This window comes from Enterobacter cloacae complex sp. SYL003 (assembly GCF_049236925.1).
Classification (GTDB): domain Bacteria; phylum Pseudomonadota; class Gammaproteobacteria; order Enterobacterales; family Enterobacteriaceae; genus Enterobacter; species Enterobacter intestinihominis.
On sequence record NZ_JBMKJK010000014.1, the window covers coordinates 67056 to 83030 of the forward strand.

The window sequence follows — 15975 nt, forward strand, 5'->3', positions numbered from 1 at the left end:
TTTTTTCTGGCAGCATTCACACTTCTGTAAGCAACAAATACTACATACATACTCTTTTGTGGCTTGGATCGAAAAAAGGACTCCTCAGATGATTAAGTTTAGCGCAACGCTCCTGGCAACGCTGATTGCGGCAAGCGTTCAGGCAGCGACGGTGGATCTCCGCATTCTGGAAACCACCGATCTGCACGGCAACATGATGGACTTCGATTACTACAAAGATACGCCTGTCGAAAAATTCGGACTGGTACGTACGGCAAGTTTGATCAACGCCGCCCGCGGTGAAGTGAAAAACAGCGTGCTGGTCGATAACGGGGACTTAATTCAGGGCAGCCCGCTCAGCGACTACATGGCGGCGAAGGGGCTGAAGAAAGGCGAGATCCATCCTGTTTATAAGGCAATGAATACGCTGGACTATGCCGTCGGCAACCTGGGCAACCACGAATTTAACTACGGCCTGAAATACCTGCACGATGCGCTGGCAGGGGCAAAATTCCCGTACGTTAATGCCAATATCATCGACGTTAAGACGAAAAAGCCGCTCTTTACCCCTTACCTGATTAAAGAGACCGAGGTTGTCGACCAGGACGGTAAAAAACAGACGCTGAAAATCGGCTATATCGGCTTTGTGCCGCCGCAGATCATGACGTGGGATAAAGCCAACCTCGACGGGAAAGTAACCGTCAACGACATTACCGAAACGGCGCGCAAATACGTGCCGGAGATGCGGGCGAAAGGCGCAGATGTGGTGGTCGTTGTGGCCCACTCTGGCCTCTCGGCCGACCCGTATCAGGCGATGGCTGAGAACTCCGTGTATTACCTCAGCCAGGTACCGGGCGTGGATGCGATCCTGTTTGGTCACGCCCACGCCGTCTTCCCGGGCAAAGATTTCGCCAGTATCAAACGCGCGGACATCGAAAAAGGGACGCTCAACGGTGTGCCATCGGTGATGCCGGGCATGTGGGGCGACCACCTTGGCGTGGTAGATCTGGTGCTGAATAACGACAGCGGGAGCTGGAAAGTCACGCAGTCGAAAGCGGAAGCGCGTCCGATTTATGATGCCGCTGCAAAAAAATCCCTGGCCGAAGAAGATAAAAAGCTGGTCGATGTCCTGAAGCATGACCACGACGCAACGCGTGAATTTGTCAGCAAGCCGATCGGTAAATCGGCTGATAACATGTACAGCTTCCTCGCGCTGGTACAGGATGACCCGACCGTGCAGGTAGTCAACATGGCGCAGAAAGCCTATGCCGAGCACTATATTCAGGGCGATCCGGATCTGGCCAATCTGCCGGTTCTGTCTGCCGCGGCGCCATTCAAAGTGGGCGGGCGTAAGAACGATCCGGCCAGCTACGTTGAGGTGGAAAAAGGCCAGCTGACCTTCCGTAATGCCGCCGATCTCTACCTCTATCCCAACACCCTCGTGGTGGTGAAAGCCACCGGGAAAGAGGTGAAGGAGTGGCTGGAGTGCTCTGCCGGACAGTTCAACCAGATCGATCCGCACAGCAGCAAACCGCAGTCGCTGATAAACTGGGACGGTTTCCGCACCTACAACTTCGACGTGATCGACGGCGTGGAATATCAGATTGATGTAACCCAGCCCGCGAAATATGACGGCGAATGTCAGGCCATTAATCCGCAGGCAGAACGCATCAAACACCTGACCTTCAACGGCAAAGCGATTGATCCGAATGCCTCTTTCCTGGTGGTGACCAACAACTACCGCGCCTATGGCGGTAAGTTTGCCGGTACGGGTGACAGCCACATCGCCTTTGCCTCGCCGGATGAGAACCGTTCGGTGCTGGCGGCGTGGATTAGCGCGGAGTCGAAAAAAGCGGGTGAAATTCATCCGGCGGTGGATAACAACTGGCGTCTGGCGCCGATCCACAGCGACACGACGCTGGATATTCGCTTTGAGACATCACCGTCCGATAAAGCAGCCGCGTTTATCAAGGATAAGGCGCAGTATCCGATGAAACAGGTCGCGACGGATGATATTGGGTTCGCGATTTATCAGGTGGATTTGAGCAGGTAGCGATGATTGTGCCGGGTGGCGCTTGCGCTTGCCCGGCCTACGGGATCGAGGATTGCGGGTAGGCCGGGTAAGGCGAAGCCGCCACCCGGCATTTCATGCCGCACGATCGTCCCGATTCGCCATCACCTTCGGCGTATTCACCTCAATCCAGTCAGCCAGCGCGGCCACCTTCTCGCTCACCTCCAGCCCCATCGGCGTCAGGCTATATTCCACGTGCGGCGGCACAACCGGATAAGAAACGCGATCGACAAACCCGTCCTGCTCCAGCGCCTGAAGCGATTGGGCCAGCATCTTCTCGCTCACACCGCCCAGCTTGCGGCGCAGATCGCTAAAACGATGCGTCCCCTGACGTAACGCCACCAGGATCAGCACGCCCCAGCGGCTGGTAACATGTTTGAGCACTTCCCGTGACGGGCACTGTTCTGCAAAGAGATTGCCATCGCGCATTTGCTCGCTGAGCGTCGGTATCGGTGCTTTCATACTTACCTTTTTGTGCGTACTTACTAAAAGTTAGTTATGGTGATAGTGTGCCACAACACCAGACAAACACGAAGGAGATTCATCATGATCGCGATTACCGGCGCAACCGGCCAGCTTGGCCAACACGTTATTGAAGAACTGCTGAAAACCGTTCCGGCCAGCCAGATCGTGGCTATTGTGCGTAACCCGGCAAAAGCCGACGCCTTAAGCCAGCGGGGAATTGTGGTACGTCAGGCGGACTATACCGACCAGGCCGCGTTCACCACCGCCCTGAACGGCGTGGATAAGCTGCTGCTTATCTCCTCCAGCGAAGTGGGCCAGCGCGCCGCACAGCATCAGAACGTGATTAACGCCGCCAAAGCCGCCGGGGTGAAACTTATCGCCTACACCAGCCTGCTGCATGCGGATACCTCCCCGCTGGGTCTGCACGTTGAGCACGTCGAAACCGAAAATGCACTGGCGGCTTCAGGCGTGCCTTACGCCCTGCTGCGCAACGGCTGGTACACCGAAAACTATCTGGCAAGCGCGCCGCCAGCGCTGGAACACGGCGTATTTATAGGTGCCGCAGGCGAAGGCAAAATTGCCTCTGCGACCCGTGCGGATTACGCGGCGGCTGCGGCAAAAGTGATTTCTGAAGAGGGTCACGCCGGCAAGGTGTATGAACTGGCAGGTGACAATGCCTGGACGCTGAGCGAACTGGCTGCGGAGCTGAGCAAGCAGAGCGGTAAGCCGGTAACGTATCAGAACCTCAGCGAAGCCGATTATGCCGCCGCACTGAAAGGCGTTGGTCTGCCTGCCGGGCTGGCGGAGATGCTGGCGGATTCTGATACCGGTGCGTCCAAAGGCGGCCTGTTTGACGACAGCCGTACCCTGAGCAAACTGATTGGCCGTCCGACCACGCCGCTGGCAGAGAGCATCAAAGCCATTCTGTAATTGTTAAGAATTGGTTATTTTTTGTGGCATCCCTTCGGGTCATCTCGGATAATGAAGCGATGACCCACAAGGAGGCTCACCGTGCAAGGCGTACCGGAACAGTTTACTGATGAGAGAGACAGAGCGCGCTTTCGCCATCTGGCGCAGTTGCCGGGTCTGGAGCTATATCACGCGCATATTGCTGACTACGCCTTTGAGCCTCACACGCATGAAGCCTTCGGTATCGGCACCATTGAAACCGGCGCCGAACGCTTCCGTTACCGCGGAACCCAACACTTAGCCGCTGAAAAATCGGTCGTGACCATGAACCCGGACGAGATCCACACGGGCGAATCCGCCACCGAAGGCGGCTGGCGCTACCGGATGGTCTATATCGAACCCGACCTGCTGGAAGAAGTCACCGGCCTTCGCCACTGGTGGTTTAGCGACGTGACCCGCCACGACCCGCTGCGCTCGCAGCAAATTGGCCAGCTGATTTACGGCCTTTGGCATACGAACGATGCGCTGGCACAAAAAGGGTTGCTGCTGGATCTGATTGAGACGTTCCAGCCGCTGGCCCGTCACGCGCCGGTAGCCCGGGAGGGCGCGCACCGCTTCGAGCGCGTTCGCGACTATCTGCACGACAACTATATGCGCGCGCTCACCCTGGACGAACTGGCGAACGTTGTGTCGCTCAGTCCGTACCATTTCCAGCGCCAGTTTAAGGCCCATTTTCACGTCACCCCACACCAGATGCTGATGGCCATCCGGCTGTGGCGCGCCAAAGCATTCCTCACCCACGGCATGCCTGCCGCCGAGGTGGCCGCCGCAACGGGGCTGACCGATCAGTCTCACCTGACCCGCGCCTTTACCCGCCGCTACGGCATTACGCCCGTGCGTTACCAGAAGCAGGTTTCGCCGCGCTTAACGGCTCAGGGCTTTATTGCACGTTAAATACTGTGCTTAGATTATTTATCAGTTATTGCAGCGATACACTGTACCGCTTAGCGTGACGTTAGTTTGTTGGCTGGAACCTGAGCCGAAGTAGGCGCTCCCGGTCTGCCCTGCTCGCTGCGTAAGAATAACGACAACGTTACCCCCCATACTGTAAGCCTGGTTTTTTAAATCATTACGTGCGCCAGTCTCAAGATTAGAGTTTGACGTCCATCCACCCGTGAAGAAGTTTCCCTGGCTGCCCGTCACTTCCCCCAGGAATGTACAATTGCCGGTTGGTTCAGTATTAGTAATACGTACCCGTTCAGCGCCCTGGTTCAAGTTATTTGCTGAGCATGCGGTTAACGCCATACTGAATAATACTATCGCTCTTTTTTTCATGTCTTTATTTTATCCCTTTGAAATAAAATGAGTTATCAGGCATTTTTGTTATACACGCGCGATCACTCAAATAGCGTATCAATAATAGAGTAATGTTACATTCAACTCAAGAATTATAATTCCTCATCTAAAGCCGGTCACAAATAAAACCGGTTTTTGCCGGGCTAAATCCTGAGCACGATAATGGTCTTCGCTTTCATTGATTTCTTCATTACTCCTGTTTCCAAAGATCGCGCTTGGGTTTACAACCATTAGTGCAAACACCGCCATTAAGCAGACTAAAAATAGTTTTATCACAATTATTACATTAACGTTCGATCGTAAGACAAACATAATCGCCAGCTCGCTGTGGCTATTAATATGGTGCAGATAAAAAATGAAAAACCATCAAAAACGCTTACCACGCCTGAAATAATCTAGTAGCCTGCTGCCTTATTGGCAGCCTTAATTCTTTTGGATCGCGAGTCTTTCTCATATTTATCTTTCTCCTCTAACACACTTCCAACCGCATCAATCCATGAATTAGCCGTACAGCCGGTAAAAAGCGTTATTGAAAGCAGCAGTAGCGCATTTTTTAAAAAATGTAATTTCATTTGTTTTCCTGTCAACATCGAACTGGCTGTATTTTATTTTACCAGCCGAATGGATAACATCAGCGTTGGCGACAATGTACGTAGGAAAAGTCCCACAATCCTGCGTGGAGAGTTGCGTGTTACGGAAATCAGTCAGTGACGATAAAAAGAGGAAAAACCTTACACGTGAAAGCGAAAAGGGACACCTCGTTCTGTAGTAAAAATGGCTATACTGAGCGTTAAGTAGCAAGTAAACAGAACGATTTAACAACCTATTATTCAACACGTTATATACATTTTACGCATTCAGGTTGTTTTGGTGAAGCCTGATTTGAAATGAACTGACTGCACGGGTTCAACCTACAGCCAGTTTGTCGCCGCACCAGTGGAATGAGCCAGGCTAATGCGTTAACATCAGAATAATGCATCGCTTGCCGATTATATTAAGGGTTAGTATGAAAACCGCACTTGTTGTAGACGATCATCCTTCAGTCCGCATGGCATTGAAAATGACATTAGAAAAGATAGGCTTCACTCATGTGGATGAATGTGATAACGGTGCGCAGGCTATAAACCAGATAAAAAAAGGGAAATACAATATCGTCATACTGGATATTGGTATTCCTAACATGGATGGGATGTCGGTTATCGCGGCGGTGCGAAAAGCAGAGATTAATACAAAAATCCTGGTGTTCACCTCACAGTCAGCGGAACTCTATGCCAGCAGATGCATGATGTCCGGTGTGTCTGGATTTTTGACAAAGAATGAGGGTATGGAAGATGTTTCAGCGGCGATCAAAGCCATCAATTCTGGTTTTACATTTTTTCCAAATATAAGCTATGCCAACAATTTTACATCAAGAAAATCATCCTCACTGACAAACCGCGAACTAGAGGTACTGCGTAAAATCATTGCTGGAATGAAAAATATTGAAATAGCAGACAGCATGTGCCTGAGCAGCAAAACAATCAGTACCTATAAAACCCGGATAATGACAAAAATGGGCGTTACGACACTGGTTGATTTGATCGAGATTGCTAAAAGAGAAAAGATTGAATGAAGCGATGGGTTCACTTTAAGCTGCTGCTTATTTTATTGCCATTGTACGCCTGTGCGGAACCACTGAGCGACAAATCTCTGTCTCTGGAACTTTACCCCGATACAATCATCCAGCGTTTTTATAAGCAATCTCTGAAGGTGGGTGTTTACAGACCCGATTATCCGCCTTTCGATATCGTTATTAATGGCGAATACCTTGATGGGATCAATGCCGACATACTGCGGACAATCCGTAATAATTCGGATATCCATTTCTCTGTCACCCTTTTCGATAACGCTGTCGCTGCTTTTGACGCGCTGGCAGAAGGGTCTATTGATGCGATCACGACCACTGGCCCGGTAACTGAAACGAAAAAATCCAGGTATTCTTATCTCCCGGTTATTTCAACGAATAAAATAGTTGAAATCGCACCCGCGGAAAATAAACCCGACACAAAAGATTACGAGACGATTGCCACCGTTGAACGGTTTATTTCTGATGAGTTTATAAAAGAGCGCTATCCTGAAGCAAAAATAAACCGCTACGATTCCGTACTGAATGCGCTTGCCTCTGTCGCCCTCCATAAAAACGATATCTATGTGGGTGATGCAATAAGTGCTGGTTATTTTTATAACAATAGCGTTTTCAATACTCTTCACGTCAGTCGCCAGCTTAATACCATTAACCAGGCAGAAGGAAAAGTATACTTCGCAATACGTAACTCTGATATAAAAACCAGACAAATCATAGAATCCGGGCTACAAAAGATATCCCAGTCAGATCTGTCAGAATTCATAAGGGGCTGGGATAAATCCAGTGATTTTATCACGCCGGGCTCACCACAATATCTCACCGAAAAGGAAGCCCGGTGGTTACAAGGTAAGAAGCAGTTTTATGTTCAGCTGCCAACAACCGCGCCACCTTTTTCAGAATATGCTAACGGGACGTTTACTGGCATCATCCCTGATGTCTTTAGTCTGATTGGCAAAATGCTTAACGTTACGTTTGCATTTTTGCCAGAAAACCCGTCATCAAAGAACATTAATCCTGATGAGATCATTGGCTTTGCCAGCTCCGTATACAACACCGATACGCGATATCGGTTTACCCGAAGCTTCATTCAATTTCCTCTTGTTTTCGTTACTCGTCACGGTGAGAGCCTAAAAAAATTGCCTACGCGCGCTCGCCGGATCGCGACTTTTATGGATGTTAATCATCTCGAGGGTTATGATCTCACTTCGTATACCGTTGTGCCTGTATCTTCGACGGCAGCTGCCTATAATTTATTAAGCAGTAACAAAGTCGATGCCGTACTTGATAATTTTGTCTCCGCTAATTATTACACACACACGCATCAATATTCCCTGGCCATAGACGATATAGTTGATGGAAATTTTGCCAAACTTTCCCTGGGCATTTCCGCGCACAATGAAATTTTGTATGAAATAATCAATAAATCATTAAAGAACCTCGCCGGATCTGAACTCGACGATATCACCACGAAATGGACCGCCGCGCCCTCAAAAACAAGTTTCATCGAAGCAAACAAAACCGCCATTCTCTACACGGTAATAGTCCTTCTCCTGCTGGGCATGATTTCCACCGGCTGGGCGCTTGTCCTTCGAAAGCACGTTCGACATGCACAGCGGACCCAGAGAAAACTGGACGATCAGCTGGCTTTGACAAACGCGCTTATCAACGGCACGCCGAATCCCCTGTATGTTCGTAATAAAGATGCAGAGCTCATATCGTTTAATGAGGCCTATACGGAAGCTTTAAAAGATTTCCATATCGAACAGGAATACGCTTTTAGTCAGGCTGAGTTTGAAAATACAACGGCCTCACATCTTTCGTCTCTTGAAACATACCGCCAGGATTTCTTCAGCGTGTTACGGGATAAGGTATCAATCTCGAAAGACCGGGCAATTACATTCAGCGATGGGCGCCCTGATGCCGTGATATATCACTGGATGGTGCCATTCCTGGATGCCGAAGGCCGCGTAAATGGCGTTATTGGCGGCTGGATTGACATCACGTCGAGAATCGAAATGGAAGAGAGCCTAAGAGCAGCCAGGAAGGAATCTGAAAGGGCGAATGTAGCAAAATCCACTTTTCTTGCCACCATGAGCCATGAAATTAGAACGCCTCTGAATGCCATTATCGGTATGCTGGAGCTTGGAACAAAAAAACTCCACGATGGAATCATAGACAGTACCGCATTCGACGTCGCCTATTCTTCGTCAAACGTACTACAGGAACTTATTGGTAATATCCTTGATATTTCCATGATTGAATCTGAAAAACTGGTTATTCATTATACAGAAATGGAGCTCAGAAAAACCATTGAACAGATTATCTCCTTATTCAGGCCTGGCGCGTTCAACAACGGTATCGAGCTTGTACTCCTATATCCAGCAAAGCTCGACGACATCATTGTGACAACAGATGAGCTTCGGTTCAGACAGGTTGTCAGCAATATCATCAGTAATGCCATCAAATTCACGAATGAAGGCGAAGTGCGTGTCGCAGTAGAATGCGTTAATTCTCAAGTCACAGACGTCGCCCTGCTGCAAATTGCCATAACGGATACGGGCTGCGGTATATCGCCTGAAGGGCAACAGACATTATTCCGACCTTTTTCCCAGGCTGATATTAACGGCTATTCTCATCAGTCAGGCTCCGGGCTTGGACTCCTCATCTCTCGCCGGCTTTGTGAAGCTTTGGGTGGAGGCATACAACTTCATAGTCAACCGGGCGTGGGAACCAGAGTCGACATTACGTTAAAAGTGGGCGTAAGCCAACAGAAGAGCAAGCGTGCTGCGGCAGAGGTTATAGATATCCAGCGTCAAAACAGCTCAGCCACCGTTCTTGTCGTTGATGATTTTTACCCAAATCTCATGCTGTTAAATAAGCAGCTGTCATACCTTGGCTACGTCGTGATCGAATGTAGCGATCCTCGTGACGCATATGCTCAGTGGAGAAGCACCGGTGCCGAGATTATTATCACTGACTGTAATATGCCGTATATCTCAGGAATTGAGCTGACAAAATTAATCCGTAAGGAAAACAGCGATACTGTAATTATCGGCCTGACGGCTGATGCCCGCGATGAACAAAGAGGAGCCTGTCTTCAGGCCGGGATGACGGAATGCCTCTTTAAACCCGTTTCGCTCAAAACCCTATCCCTCGCATTAAGCAAATTTGCCAGCGCTATCCAGCCCGCCACAAACACATGCGCAAAAGCGGAAGATCGGGTCGACCAGCATGTATTTAACTCCTGCTTAGCGCATCTCGACGTCACCATCAGCGATTTGCACGACGCTATCAGCGCGGAAGATTTCTTGCAGATCGCCGAACTTGCTCACCTGATGAAAGGCGGTTTTTATCTTCTGAAGAACGATTCGCTGGCTGACTTATGTACTGAACTGGAAGAAGCCGCAGACAGGAAAACCATCAGCCTCTGCCTTCAGCTTGCGCTACGTCTTGAAGATGCGGTAAGCGATCTCTCGTCATGAACCTTGAGCCTAACCAAGCGCTAATGTTTGGCTTTGACTGAGTATCAGACGCGCTTTTAGATATAATTCCTGACGGCTGTGCGTCCCGATCCGGTCCGACAGTAAAGCGCGCTGACAATAAAGCGTTTTTACCGAGCGAAAGAGCCGTCTGGCCTCAAGAGGGAGTGGGATATCTTTTTCCAGCATTTGCATGGTTCGGTTATCACATCGAGTGAGCAGAGGCAGAACGTTGTCCGAAGCGTGCGAGGCGTAACCGGCAATCCAGCGTCTGATTATTTCAGCCACCGCATAAATGCTGGTATCTGGAGTAATGAACAGTGTTCGTTCATATCCGCTGGTCCCTGACAGCATTCGGAAGCAAGAGTCAGTACAGAAAACAATACGAGGGATCTTCCCTTCCATTGCCGCATCCTCCTTCATCCGCCATACGAACACCTGTGGCAGCGTCATTCCGACAAAGACCTGCACCTGGATCTCTGGCATGGTAATAATGTCTGGCGAAATAATATTCCTGAAAAGCACCACCAGCGCGGAACAAAATACATTATTGGCTCCGCTGATAGAAATACGGGAACGCCCTGTCAGCATCACCTGTTCGGACCATATGACTTCCTGCATCTTCTTTCCTGTAAAATAGGCCGATCGTTCTCATCGTCCCACGTCGTTGATTGCAGGATATGAAAACCGACGTTATGCCGTGGTCGTAAAAATCCGTCGACTATAGTAATGACACCGTCCTTCGAAGCCTGTAGGTCTTATAGGTATGTCTTGTAGGATTAAACTGAAACCACGGAAAAAGTATCCTGGCGGCTGACGCTTTGGCCCCATGTCTTTACGTTCCCTGAGCGCTAATGCGCAACCTCATACAATACGCGTGCATCTGTGCCTCCTACACTGGCTACAACATGTATTACTGTGGACGAAAAGATGATTAGCGGCGTGTTGTATGCCCTGCTTGCAGGGTTGATGTGGGGGCTGATTTTCGTCGGCCCGCTGATTGTGCCGGAGTACCCGGCAATATTGCAGTCGACCGGACGCTATCTGGCGCTGGGGCTTATTGCCGTGCCGCTGGCCTTGCTGGGGCGTGCGCGTCTGCGCCAGCTGAGTTGCCAGGACTGGCTCACCGCGCTGTGGCTGACCATGATGGGTAATCTTATCTACTACGTCTGCCTGGCGAGCGCCATTCAGCGTACCGGTGCGCCGGTGTCGACCATGATTATCGGCACGCTGCCGGTGGTCATTCCGGTTTTCGCAAACCTGCTTTATAGCCAGCGAGACGGGAAACTGGCGTGGTCAAAAATGGTGCCTGCGCTGGTATGCATCGCCGTGGGGCTGGCTTGCGTGAATATTGCCGAGCTACGCCACGGCCTCGAAAACTTCAGCTTGTGGCGTTACGGTTCTGGGATCTTTCTGGCGGTTATTTCGGTTGTCTGCTGGACCTGGTATGCCCTGCGCAACGCACGCTGGCTGCGGGAAAACCCGGATAAGCATCCGATGATGTGGGCGACGGCGCAGGCGCTGGTCACGCTTCCTGTCTCGTTGCTGGGCTATGTGGGTGCATGTATCTGGCTGGGTAGCCAGCATCCGGATTTCGCCCTGCCCTTCGGACCGCGCCCGTGGGTATTCGTCGGGTTAATGGTCGCCATTGCCGTGCTCTGTTCGTGGGTTGGCGCGCTGTGCTGGAACATTGCCAGCCAGAAGCTGCCGACGGTGATACTGGGGCCGCTGATTGTCTTTGAAACGCTGGCCGGGCTGCTCTATACCTTCCTGATGCGCCAGAGCGTGCCGCCGCTGCTAACGGCCTGCGGGATCGCGCTGCTGGTCGTTGGGGTGGTGATTGCGGTGAGAGCGAAGCCGGAAAAACCGATGGTCGTTCCGGCGTCGGAGGGGTGAGCTTTTCGACCAGCGGCGCTTCGCTTGCAGGGCCTACAAAACCGTAGGCCGGGTAAGCGTCAGCGCCACCCGGCACAGTATCAGAACGTTTCCCAGTTCGCTTCAGACGCCGCTACGGGCTGCGCTTTAGGTACATAGGTCTTTACTGGCGCGGCTTTCACCGCCTGGTTACGGGTGATCTTAAACACCGCCACCGCGTCGTTCAGGCGCGCGGCCTGATCTTCCAGCGCCGCCGCCGCCGCCGCAGACTCCTCCACCAGCGAGGCGTTCTGTTGGGTAACGCGATCCATCTCCGCCACCGCCTGGCCCACCTGGTCGATACCGCGGCTCTGTTCGTCGGAGGCCGACGCAATCTCCCCCATGATGTCCGTCACGCGCGTAACTGCATTGACGATCTCTGCCATCGTCGCGCCCGCTTCATTTACCAGCTGAGAGCCCGCGTTAACGCGCTCGCCGGAATCATCGATCAGGGCTTTGATCTCTTTCGCCGCCTGAGCGCTGCGCTGGGCAAGGGTACGCACCTCACCCGCGACAACCGCGAAGCCACGCCCCTGCTCGCCCGCACGCGCCGCTTCTACCGCCGCGTTCAGCGCCAGAATATTGGTCTGGAAGGCAATGCCATCGATTACGTTGGTAATTTGCGCAATTTTGCTGGAACTGGTGGCGATTTCGTCCATGGTGCGCACCACGCCTTCTACCACGTTTCCGCCCTTCTTCGCGGTGGAGGAGGCGTCCAGCGCCAGACGCGACGCCTGACGCGCGTTATCGGCGTTTTGCTTCACGGTGGCGGTTAACTGTTCCATGCTGGCTGCCGTCTCTTCCAGAGAAGCGGCCTGCTGCTCTGTGCGAGACGAGAGATCGTTGCTGCCCGCCGAGATTTCACCCGCGCCGGTGTAGATGGTATCTGCGCCTTCACGCACCACGCCCACCGTGTTGGCCAGCGCAGTCTGCATCTCCTGAACGTTGCGCGCCAGGATCGCCATTTCATTTTTACCCTCAGCCTGAATCGGCTGGGTTAAATCCCCTGCCGCAATGGCGCGGATATGGCTGATCACCTCTTCCAGCGGCAGCAGCAGCACGCGGCGCATCGCAATCCAGCTGGAAATAATCACCGCGATCACCAGCAGCATCACCGCAGACAGGATCCACAGAATGCGTTTGTAGTCGCTTTCATTGTCCTTGATGCCTTTGTCGGTGAGCGCGGCCTGCGCCTCCCGCCACTCGCGATAGACCTTTTGCATCGCGGTCTGCTTCTGTTCGGCATTTTGTTTGAACATATCTTCCAGATTGCCCTGCCCCAGCAGAACGTTCATTTGCGTCAGCGTGGCGGAGTAGATGCGGTAGTGCTCTTCCAGCCTGTCGGCCAGGTGCTCGTCCATACCCGGCGTTTCCGGCAGCGCGTAATATTTATCGTAATGTGTCTGGGCATCAGCCAGCAGGTTTTTCGCGGTATTGACCAGCTCGTTCAGCTGCCCGCCGTTAATCTGCGACGCCATGCTGCTTTGCAGACGCAGCATGCCGCGGTTAAGGGTGACACGCGCCTGATTCAGGCTGATCCAGGCGTCGGTAAACTCCGCGACGTTCTGGCTGGAAAGCTGAGAAACGGTGAAGTTCTCTTTGTCGTTATTGAGCGCATTAATGAAAATGCCGGCGGAGATCAGTTGCATGATGCCGAGCACAAGCAGCACCGAAATCAAAAGAGTAATGACTTTTATACGTTTAAACATGCGTTGCCTTTTTTATATACAGGTATTGTCTGACCTGTATCTATCGGCACGCGCGGCAGGTTGTTTACTGTTTCTCCACCTTTAAAAACTTTCGAAAGCCCTTTTCTGCATTCAATCAGCAAGTTAAAAGCACGATTTTTTTGTGATCCCCTTCTCATTTTTACCCTTGCCTCTAAAGGGTTATAGTATCCCCATAAAGATGCATTTAAAATGCATCTTATATTCCTGATGATGAGGTAACTGCTATGGCCTTCCGCGACCAACCCTTAGGCGAGCTGGCGCTCTCCATCCCTCGCGCTTCAGCGCTGTTCCGTAAATACGATATGGATTACTGCTGCGGCGGTAAGCAAACGCTGGCGCGCGCAGCGTCGCGTAAAGAGCTGGATGTAGAAGCTATCGAAGCGGAGCTGGCTAAGCTGGCAGAACAGCCTGTCGACAAAGACTGGCGCACCGCGCCGCTGGCTGAAATCATCGACCATATCATTGTGCGTTACCACGACCGTCACCGCGAACAGCTGCCGGAGCTGATTTTACAGGCCACCAAAGTTGAGCGCGTTCACGCCGATAAACCTTCCGTACCGCGCGGCCTGGCGAAATACCTGACCATGCTGCACGAAGAACTATCCAGCCACATGATGAAAGAGGAGCAGATCCTCTTCCCGATGATCAAACAGGGCATGGGCAGCCAGGCAATGGGGCCAATCAGCGTGATGGAAAGCGAACATGATGACGCCGGAGAACTGCTGGAAGTGATCAAACACACCACCCACAATGTCACACCGCCGCCAGAGGCGTGCACCACCTGGAAAGCGATGTACAACGGCATCAACGAGATGATCGACGATCTGATGGAACACATCAGTCTTGAGAATAACGTTCTGTTCCCGCGTGCATTATCGGGTAAATAAAAAAGCCCGGTGGCGCTAGCGCTTACCGGGCCTACAACGTCCTCGAACGTAGGCCGGGTAAGCGTCAGCGCCACCCGGCAACATGCTTAACGCATGCCAGCCATCCGTTTCTTACCGATAAACAGCCAGCCCAGCCCCAGCGCGATAAACCACAGCGGCGTGACGATCAGTGCCTGACGGGTATCTTCTTCCAGCGTCAGTAGCACCAGCACGAAGACGAAGAACGCCATGCATACCCAGCACATCAGCTTGCCCAGTGGCATCTTGTAGATCGACTTCTCATGCAGATGTGGACGCTGTTTGCGGTACACCAGGTATGAGCAGAGGATGATGGTCCAGACGAACATAAACAGGATCGCCGACACCGTGGTGATCATGGTGAACGCGCCGATTACGCTCGGGTTAACGTAGAGCATCACCACACCGCCCAGCAGACAGATGCAGGAGAAGGTCAGCCCTTTCGCCGGTACCGCACGTTTAGACAGTTTGGCGAACGCGCTCGGGGCAACGCCCTCCTGCGCCAGACCAAACAGCATACGGCTGGTGGAGAAGACGCCGCTGTTCGCGGAAGAGGCTGCAGAGGTCAGCACCACGAAGTTAATCAGGCTCGCGGCAGCAGGCAGCCCCACCAACACGAACAGCTCGACGAACGGGCTCTTGGTTGGCACTACTGAGCTCCATGGCGTCACGGACATAATGATGATCAGCGCGAACACGTAGAACATGATGATACGCAGCGGAATGGAGTTGATCGCGCGCGGCAGGGATTTCTCCGGATCTTTAGTTTCCGCCGCCGTGGTCCCCACCAGCTCAATCCCGACAAACGCGAACACCGCAATCTGGAAACCGGCGAAGAAGCCGCTGATGCCTTTCGGGAACCAGCCGCCATCATTCCACAGATGGGCAAACGAGGCCTGAACGCCAGTTGGCGACTGGAAGTGCGTCAGCACCATTACCAGCCCGACGACAATCAGCGCGATGATGGCGACGATTTTGATCATCGCGAACCAGAACTCCATCTCACCGAACATTTTAACGGTCGCGAGGTTGAGGCTCAGCAGCAGGACAATCACCGCCAGCGAGGCCACCCAGTCCGACAGGCCGGGGAACCAGAATTGGGCGTAGGCCGTAATAGCGACAACATCCGCCATGCCGGTAACCACCCAGCAGAACCAGTAGGTCCAGCCGGTAAAATAGCCAGCCCACGGGCCGAGCAGGTCTGACGCGAAGTCGCTGAAGGATTTGTATTCGAGGTTCGAGAGCAGCAATTCACCCATTGCACGCATCACGAAAAAGAGCATAAAACCGATGATCATATAAACGAAGATGATCGACGGGCCGGCAAGACTGATGGTTTTGCCCGAGCCCATAAACAGCCCGGTGCCGATGGCTCCACCAATGGCAATAAGCTGAATGTGACGGTTCGTGAGATTTCGCCGTAGCGACTGTTCAGACGTCGCCTCTTCTGCGGCGGCGACTTTGACCTGATCTACCATGTGATATTTTCCTGTTTATGCCTGTCTGTGTTGTTAAGGCTCTTCTGGCCTTTAAATACGCCAAA

13 protein-coding genes are annotated in these 15975 nt (G+C 52.2%); 7 read left to right on the forward strand and 6 right to left on the reverse strand.

Annotated elements, in window-relative coordinates:
- Positions 1–88: 88 nt before the first annotated feature.
- Positions 89–2032, forward strand: coding sequence for a bifunctional 2',3'-cyclic-nucleotide 2'-phosphodiesterase/3'-nucleotidase (locus ACOT1A_RS17595; RefSeq protein WP_276170238.1), 1944 nt, complete (start codon positions 89–91; stop codon positions 2030–2032).
- A gap of 93 nt (positions 2033–2125) precedes the next feature.
- Here ACOT1A_RS17595 and ACOT1A_RS17600 read toward each other — a convergent pair whose 3' ends face one another.
- Positions 2126–2512, reverse strand: a complete 387-nt coding sequence (locus ACOT1A_RS17600) for a winged helix-turn-helix transcriptional regulator (protein WP_276170239.1) — start codon at positions 2510–2512, stop codon at positions 2126–2128.
- An 84-nt stretch (positions 2513–2596) separates the two neighbouring features.
- Between ACOT1A_RS17600 and ACOT1A_RS17605 the strand changes: the two genes are divergently transcribed.
- Complete coding sequence (locus ACOT1A_RS17605; RefSeq protein WP_022646845.1) at positions 2597–3445, forward strand: SDR family oxidoreductase; 849 nt, start codon at positions 2597–2599, stop codon at positions 3443–3445.
- Positions 3446–3526: 81 nt separating this feature from the next.
- Complete coding sequence (locus ACOT1A_RS17610) at positions 3527–4378, forward strand: AraC family transcriptional regulator (RefSeq protein WP_276170240.1); 852 nt, start codon at positions 3527–3529, stop codon at positions 4376–4378.
- Positions 4379–4399: 21 nt separating this feature from the next.
- Here the strand turns inward: ACOT1A_RS17610 and ACOT1A_RS17615 are convergent, their stop codons facing one another.
- Complete coding sequence (locus ACOT1A_RS17615) at positions 4400–4759, reverse strand: DUF4156 domain-containing protein (protein ID WP_023305310.1); 360 nt, start codon at positions 4757–4759, stop codon at positions 4400–4402.
- Between the two features lie 416 nt (positions 4760–5175).
- Positions 5176–5352, reverse strand: coding sequence for a hypothetical protein (locus tag ACOT1A_RS17620; protein WP_023305308.1), 177 nt, complete (start codon positions 5350–5352; stop codon positions 5176–5178).
- Positions 5353–5786: 434 nt separating this feature from the next.
- Between ACOT1A_RS17620 and ACOT1A_RS17625 the strand changes: the two genes are divergently transcribed.
- Together ACOT1A_RS17625 and ACOT1A_RS17630 are read left to right on the forward strand one after the other, a co-directional pair.
- Positions 5787–6392 (forward strand): response regulator transcription factor, encoded by a 606-nt coding sequence (locus ACOT1A_RS17625; protein ID WP_023305307.1) that lies wholly within the window; start codon positions 5787–5789, stop codon positions 6390–6392.
- Positions 6389–9886 (forward strand): ATP-binding protein, encoded by a 3498-nt coding sequence (locus ACOT1A_RS17630; RefSeq protein WP_126490143.1) that lies wholly within the window; start codon positions 6389–6391, stop codon positions 9884–9886. The genes ACOT1A_RS17625 and ACOT1A_RS17630 overlap by 4 nt, the downstream gene beginning before the upstream one ends.
- A 9-nt stretch (positions 9887–9895) precedes the next feature.
- Here ACOT1A_RS17630 and ACOT1A_RS17635 read toward each other — a convergent pair whose 3' ends face one another.
- Positions 9896–10504, reverse strand: a complete 609-nt coding sequence (locus ACOT1A_RS17635) for a hypothetical protein (protein ID WP_023305305.1) — start codon at positions 10502–10504, stop codon at positions 9896–9898.
- A gap of 309 nt (positions 10505–10813) precedes the next feature.
- On the opposite strand from ACOT1A_RS17635, the gene ACOT1A_RS17640 reads away from it, so the two are divergent.
- On the forward strand, positions 10814–11779 hold the full coding sequence (locus ACOT1A_RS17640) for a DMT family transporter (protein WP_276170242.1): 966 nt from the start codon (positions 10814–10816) through the stop codon (positions 11777–11779).
- An 80-nt stretch (positions 11780–11859) separates the two neighbouring features.
- Here ACOT1A_RS17640 and ACOT1A_RS17645 read toward each other — a convergent pair whose 3' ends face one another.
- Entirely contained in the window at positions 11860–13506 is a 1647-nt protein-coding gene (locus tag ACOT1A_RS17645; protein ID WP_022646842.1) for a methyl-accepting chemotaxis protein, read from the reverse strand.
- A 245-nt stretch (positions 13507–13751) separates the two neighbouring features.
- On the opposite strand from ACOT1A_RS17645, the gene ytfE reads away from it, so the two are divergent.
- Positions 13752–14414 (forward strand): iron-sulfur cluster repair protein YtfE, encoded by a 663-nt coding sequence (gene ytfE, locus ACOT1A_RS17650; protein ID WP_023299148.1) that lies wholly within the window; start codon positions 13752–13754, stop codon positions 14412–14414.
- A gap of 86 nt (positions 14415–14500) precedes the next feature.
- Here the strand turns inward: ytfE and cycA are convergent, their stop codons facing one another.
- Complete coding sequence (gene cycA / locus ACOT1A_RS17655) at positions 14501–15910, reverse strand: D-serine/D-alanine/glycine transporter (protein WP_022646840.1); 1410 nt, start codon at positions 15908–15910, stop codon at positions 14501–14503.
- Positions 15911–15975 lie beyond the last annotated feature (65 nt).

What these genes read in the sequence shown, in the direction of transcription:
- ACOT1A_RS17595 (WP_276170238.1), top strand. Translation starts at nt 89, where the DNA reads ATGATTAAGTTTAGCGCAACGCTCCTGGCAACGCTGATTGCGGCAAGC.
- ACOT1A_RS17600 (WP_276170239.1), bottom strand. Translation starts at nt 2,512, where the DNA reads ATGAAAGCACCGATACCGACGCTCAGCGAGCAAATGCGCGATGGCAAT.
- ACOT1A_RS17605 (WP_022646845.1), top strand. Translation starts at nt 2,597, where the DNA reads ATGATCGCGATTACCGGCGCAACCGGCCAGCTTGGCCAACACGTTATT.
- ACOT1A_RS17615 (WP_023305310.1), bottom strand. Translation starts at nt 4,759, where the DNA reads ATGAAAAAAAGAGCGATAGTATTATTCAGTATGGCGTTAACCGCATGC.
- ACOT1A_RS17620 (WP_023305308.1), bottom strand. Translation starts at nt 5,352, where the DNA reads ATGAAATTACATTTTTTAAAAAATGCGCTACTGCTGCTTTCAATAACG.
- ACOT1A_RS17625 (WP_023305307.1), top strand. Translation starts at nt 5,787, where the DNA reads ATGAAAACCGCACTTGTTGTAGACGATCATCCTTCAGTCCGCATGGCA.
- ACOT1A_RS17630 (WP_126490143.1), top strand. Translation starts at nt 6,389, where the DNA reads ATGAAGCGATGGGTTCACTTTAAGCTGCTGCTTATTTTATTGCCATTG.
- ACOT1A_RS17635 (WP_023305305.1), bottom strand. Translation starts at nt 10,504, where the DNA reads ATGCAGGAAGTCATATGGTCCGAACAGGTGATGCTGACAGGGCGTTCC.
- ACOT1A_RS17640 (WP_276170242.1), top strand. Translation starts at nt 10,814, where the DNA reads ATGATTAGCGGCGTGTTGTATGCCCTGCTTGCAGGGTTGATGTGGGGG.
- ACOT1A_RS17645 (WP_022646842.1), bottom strand. Translation starts at nt 13,506, where the DNA reads ATGTTTAAACGTATAAAAGTCATTACTCTTTTGATTTCGGTGCTGCTT.
- ytfE (WP_023299148.1), top strand. Translation starts at nt 13,752, where the DNA reads ATGGCCTTCCGCGACCAACCCTTAGGCGAGCTGGCGCTCTCCATCCCT.
- cycA (WP_022646840.1), bottom strand. Translation starts at nt 15,910, where the DNA reads ATGGTAGATCAGGTCAAAGTCGCCGCCGCAGAAGAGGCGACGTCTGAA.